General features: G+C 72.9%; 4 protein-coding genes. 1 reads left to right on the forward strand and 3 read right to left on the reverse strand.

Annotated elements, in window-relative coordinates:
* The 3 genes from PROKR_RS11055 to PROKR_RS11065 form a co-directional block, all read right to left on the reverse strand.
* On the reverse strand, window positions 1-1,308 hold a 1,308-nt coding region (locus PROKR_RS11055; protein WP_051432877.1), incomplete at its 3' end, for an ATP-binding cassette domain-containing protein.
* Window positions 1,309-1,552: 244 nt separating this feature from the next.
* A complete protein-coding gene (locus PROKR_RS11060) occupies window positions 1,553-2,032 on the reverse strand; it encodes a DoxX family protein (protein ID WP_084800373.1) in 480 nt (159 codons plus the stop codon).
* 129 nt (window positions 2,033-2,161) lie between these two features.
* Window positions 2,162-2,734 carry a TetR/AcrR family transcriptional regulator gene (locus PROKR_RS11065; RefSeq protein ID WP_036963071.1) on the reverse strand — a complete coding sequence of 191 codons (573 nt, stop codon included), beginning with the start codon at window positions 2,732-2,734 and terminating at the stop codon, window positions 2,162-2,164.
* A gap of 106 nt (window positions 2,735-2,840) precedes the next feature.
* On the opposite strand from PROKR_RS11065, the gene PROKR_RS11070 reads away from it, so the two are divergent.
* Window positions 2,841-3,687 (forward strand): FAD-dependent monooxygenase (locus tag PROKR_RS11070; protein WP_036963073.1); only part of this gene is annotated, 847 nt, incomplete at its 3' end.

A 3,687-nucleotide genomic window follows, 5' to 3' on the forward strand; every position in this document is an offset into this window, starting at 1 on the left:
GCCCTCACGCACCGCGTCCAGCACCGACGACGCGTCGGGCAGCACGTCGACCCGCTGCGGCAGGTACGCCACGCGCTCGGTCAGCAGCTCACCCGACGCGCCCGACCGCTCACCGTCCGCCTCACCGTCCGCCTCACCGTCGGTCGCGCCGTCCGTCGCGTTGCCCGACCCGCTGTCCGCCCCCGACAGCAGGCGCTCCAGGAACGTCGTCTTGCCGACGCCGTTCGGGCCCGTCAGCGCGATCCGCTCCGGGCCCTGGACCACCACCTCCCGGCCGTCCGCGCCCCGCAGCACTGCCAGCCGGCGCCCGGCCGGCACGTCCGGGTCGGGCAGGACCACCGAGATCCGGTCGTCGTCGCGCACCGCGCGCTCCGCCAGGTCGACGGCGGCGCGCGCGGCGTCCACCTTGTCGTCCAGCATCCCCCGGCGCGCACCGGCCGACTTCTCCGCGCTGTTGCGCCGGTCGTTGATCACGGCCTTGACGTACTTGCTGTTCGCGGCGTCCTTGCGGCCCTTGCGCTCGCTGTGCGCGATGCGCTCCTCCGCCTCGATCCGCTGCCGCTTCTCACGGCGGAGTGTCTGCTCGGCCGCGCGCAGCGTCTGTGCGGCGGCCTCCTGTTGCACCTGCAGCCACGCCCGGTACTCCGAGTAGGGGCCGCCGAACGTCGTCAGGGACCCGGCACGCAGCTCGGCCGTGTCGTCCATCAGCTCCAGCAGCGCCAGGTCGTGCGAGACGACGACGAGCGCGCCCCGCCAGCCCCTGACCAGCCCGTACAGGCGCTCGCGCGCTGCGCCGTCGAGGTTGTTGGTCGGCTCGTCGAGCAGCGCGACGGAGGCGGCGCCGCTCGACTGACGCAGCCGCACACCGGTAATCGCGGTCAGCATGGTCTCGCCGCCGGAGAGGGTGGCGACCGAGCGGTCGAGCCCGGTGGGCAGACCGGTCGCCGAGAGCAGCGCGACGGCCCGCTCCTCGACATCCCAGTCGTCGCCCACGGTGTCGAAGTGCGCCTCGTCGACGTCGCCCGACTCGATGGCGCGCAGGGCACGGACCACGGGCGTGATGCCGAGCAGGTCGGCGACCGTGGCGTGCACGTCGAGCGTGATGCGCTGCGGCAGGTAGTCGGCGGTGCCACTGAGGGCGACACGGCCCGACGTGGGCGCCAGCAGGCCGGCGACGACGCGCAGCAGCGTGGACTTACCGGCTCCGTTGAGTCCGGTCAGGCCGGTGCGGCCACGGCCGAAGGCACCGGAGACGTGATCGAGCGCGACGGCGCCGTCGGGCCAGGCAAAGGTGACGTCGTGCAGCACGACAGAAGGGTTGGACAACACAGCAAGGACTCCCGGGTGGTGGCTGATGCCGACGCCCGGTGCCCTCGGGGAGGGCAGGCGTCAGCGCGAGGTGTTCTCGTACCGGGAGATGCCCGTCATCACAGTCCTTGTCAGTCGCTCCCTCACACGCGCGGCACACCCGCAGGAGCGAACACAGCCTGACATGGGACGACGTCGGGGCGCAACGTGAATCACGGCACGCCCCGACGCGGTCACCGCCCTGTCACCGGCCGGTGAGCACGGCGCGGCGGATGCGCTCGCTGCGCAGGAACAGCGCGGCCCAGATGCCCACCGCGAACAGGACGGGCGTCAGCGTGTGCGCCAGGGAGTCCTCCAGGCGGACGTGCGCGGCAACGGCGCCGCCCAGGTAGGCGGTGAGGAGCAGGGCGCCGAGGAACGCCGTCCAGGGCACCACGTAGAGCAGGACGGCGACTCCCTGCAACACGCCGATCAGGAGGACCGCCGAGGCCGGGTAGCCGATGGCCTCGAACATGCCGACCGACCGCTCGGACTCGGTGAGCTGCCCGTAGGCGCCCTGGGCGAGCTGCGCCGCGACGGCCAGGGTGACCACCCACCCGAGCACAGGTGCCGCCCGCCGGATCAGGGGCGCCGCCCGATCGACGAGGGGCCGGCCGGTCCGGGCCGGGGTACGGGCGGCGGTGCGGTCGGGAGTGCGCGTGGAGCCGGATGTATCGAGGGACATGGCGTGGTCTCCGTTTCTGCGACGTCGGCGGCGCGGTCCCGGAAACGTACGGCGCGGCCTGTCCGGTGAACACAGCACTAACCGTTTAACAGCGACGGGTCGGCCGTCACAGGCGCCGGAGCCCTCCGGTCAGGGCTCCGGCGCCGTGAGGTACCGCTGCACGGTTGGCCCCACCCAGGCGACGAGGTCGGCCCGCGACATCTGAGCGGCGGGACCGAATCGCAGCACGTACCGCACCAGGGCCATGCCGAGCACCTGCGAGGCCACCAGCGCGGCTCGGCGCGCGGCGTCCGCCCGGGTCGCCACGAACCGCTCGGCGAGCGGCAGGATCTGGCCGGAGAACACGCCACGCATCCGCTCGGCGCCCGCCTCGTTGGTCACGCCGACCCGCAGGAGGGTCTGCAGCACGCTGTCGTGCTCCCAGAGGTCAAGGAAGTGCCCCACGAGAACGGTCCCGACGTCGTCCGCGGAGATCTCGGCCAGGTCCGGGAGCACCAGCTCCACGTCGATGACGGCCGCGAACAGGCCCTCCTTGGAGCCGTAGTAGCGCATCACCATCGACGGGTCGATGCCTGCGTCCTGCGCGATGGCGCGCACCGTGGCGCGCTCGTAGCCGTCGGCCGCGAACCGCGCCCGGGCCGCGTCCAGGATCGACGCGCGGGTCACGTCGGACCGGCGCCGCGGAACATCCGTGTCTGCCATGCCAACAACTGTATGCCAACATCCGTTGACCTCTGCCGCACGGGTCCGCTACCTTGGTCAACAGGCGTTGGCAAACACTCGTTGACTCAGCTCGCAGGAGGACACCATGGACACGGACGTCGTGATCGTCGGGGCGGGACCGACCGGCCTGCTGCTCGCCGGAGACCTGGCCACGGGCGGGGCGTGCGTCATCGTGCTGGAGAGGCGCCCGGCCGGGCTGAGCAACCTCACCCGGGCGTTCGCCGTGCACGCACGCAGCCTGGAGGTCCTGGACGCGCGCGGGCTGGCGGACGAGCTGCTCACCCGTGGGCAGCCGGTCACCAGCCTCCGGCTCTTCCAGCGGCTCACCATCGACCTGGCCGGCCTGCCGTCCCGGTTCCGGTACGTGCTGATCGCGCCCCAGTACGAGGTGGAGCGGCTGCTGCGCCGCCGAGCCGAGGAGGCGGGCGTCGTCTTCCGGCACGACCTGCAGGTCAACGGCCTCGTCCAGGATGCCGACGGCGTCACGGTCACCACCGCCGACGGTGCGAGCCTGCGCGCCCGGTACGTCGTCGGCACCGATGGCGCGCGGTCCACCGTGCGCGGCGCGGTCGGCATCCCGTTCCCCGGCCGGGCCGTGATCCGCTCGATGGTCCTGGCTGACGTGCGGCTGGCGCGGCGGCCCGCCGACCTGCTCACGGTAGCCGCTGCGAACGACTCGCTCGGGTTCCTCGCCCCGTTCGGCGACGGCTGGTACAGGTTCATCGGCTGGCACGGCAACCGCGACGTGAGCGAGGACGAGCCCGTCGACCTCGACGAGGTGCGCGCCATCGCCCGCGCCACGCTGCACGACGACTTCGGCATGACCGAGGCGCGCTTCCTGTCCCGCTTCCACGCGGACGAGCGGCAGGCCCCCACCTACCGCGCCGGCCGGGTCTTCCTCGCCGGCGACGCCGCGCACGTGCACAGTCCCG

This window comes from Promicromonospora kroppenstedtii DSM 19349 (assembly GCF_000515355.1).
Classification (GTDB): Bacteria; Actinomycetota; Actinomycetes; order Actinomycetales; family Cellulomonadaceae; genus Promicromonospora; species Promicromonospora kroppenstedtii.